This window comes from Armatimonadota bacterium (assembly GCA_025059775.1).
GTDB lineage: Bacteria > Sysuimicrobiota > Sysuimicrobiia > Sysuimicrobiales > Sysuimicrobiaceae > Sysuimicrobium.
Map to the genome: position 1 here is coordinate 1 of JANXCW010000033.1, position 1,353 is coordinate 1,353.

At 70.4% G+C, this 1,353-nt stretch carries 1 protein-coding gene and 1 pseudogene; both read right to left on the reverse strand.

What is annotated here, in order from left to right:
* Positions 1-62 precede the first annotated feature (62 nt).
* A pseudogene (gene cobA, locus N0A24_12195) lies at positions 63-704 on the reverse strand (uroporphyrinogen-III C-methyltransferase).
* Positions 701-1,318, reverse strand: a complete 618-nt coding sequence (locus N0A24_12200) for a bifunctional precorrin-2 dehydrogenase/sirohydrochlorin ferrochelatase (GenBank protein MCS7174097.1) — start codon at positions 1,316-1,318, stop codon at positions 701-703. Before N0A24_12200 ends, cobA begins: the two are co-directional and overlap by 4 nt.
* Positions 1,319-1,353: the final 35 nt, after the last annotated feature.

Genomic DNA, 1,353 nt, shown 5'->3' on the forward strand with positions numbered 1-1,353 from the left:
CACACCACCCTTCCCACCACCAGGGTGGCGGGCGGAGGCAACCCCGCCTCCGCCACCTTCCGGGCGATCTCCCAAAGCCCCCCCACCACCACCCGCTGGTCCGGCAGCGTCCCCCGGCTGATCACCGCCGCAGGGGTCTGAGGATCCGCCCCGTGCACCAGCAGCCGATCCACAACCTCCACCAGCCGCCTCAGCCCCATCAACACCACCAGGGTCGGCATCCGCACCAAAGCCCCCCAATCCAGATCCGAAGAACCCCCACACTCATGCCCCGTCACCACCCCAAACCCAGAACTGTACGCCCGGTGCGTCAAAGGAATCCCCACCACCCCAGGAACCGCCACCGCCGCCGTCACCCCAGGCACCACCTCGTACGGCACCCCAGCCGCCCGCAGCGCCTCCACCTCCTCCCCACCCCGCCCAAACACAAACGGATCCCCACCCTTCAACCGCACCACCCGCTTCCCAGCCCGCGCCCGCGCCACCAGCACCCGATGGACCTCCTCCTGCGCCAGCCGACCCCCCTCCCCATGCCCCCCCACAAAGACCCGCTCCGCACGCGCAGGCGCCTCCGCCACCAGCCCCGGGTGCACCAGCCGGTCGTACACCACCACCTCCGCACCCCGCAGCACCCGAAGCCCCCGTACCGTGATCAACTCCGGATCCCCAGGCCCAGCCCCCACCAGATACACCTTGCCGGTCATCCCCCCTCCTCCACCAACTCCCACATCCGCGCCCGAGCCAACCCCACCGCCCCCCGCCGCAGATGCTCCAGCACCTCGGAATCTACAATCCGGTACCATACCCCACGCCGCCGCTCAAACTCCGGCACCCGCCGCACCAGCTCCGCCCGTACCTCCCCAGCCAGCTCCAAAAACGCCGCATACTCCGGCCCCAGACGGCCCGCAACCTCGTCCCGGATCCGCACCGCCAGCGCCGGCGCCTTCCCAGAAGTGGAAACCGCTACCACCAGATCCCCCTGCCGGTAAACGGCCGGCACCAGAAAACTGCAGCGCGCAGGATCGTCCACCGCGTTCAGCCACACCCCCAACGCCTCCGCTTCCTCCCTCACCTCCCGGTTCACCCCCCGATCCTCCGGAGCCGAGATCGCAAGCCACGCACCCGCAAGATCCCCCCACCGGTACCCCCGGGCCTCCCACCGAATCCGCCCCTCCTGGGCCCACCCCCGCAGCCGCTCCGTCACCTCCCCAGCAACCACCACCACCTCCGCCCCCACCTCCAGCAGCTGGGCCACCTTCCGCTCTGCCTCTCCCCCTCCCCCCACCACCACGCACCGCCGACCCCGTAGATCCAACATCACCGGATAGTACACCCCTCTATCCCTCCCGCCTG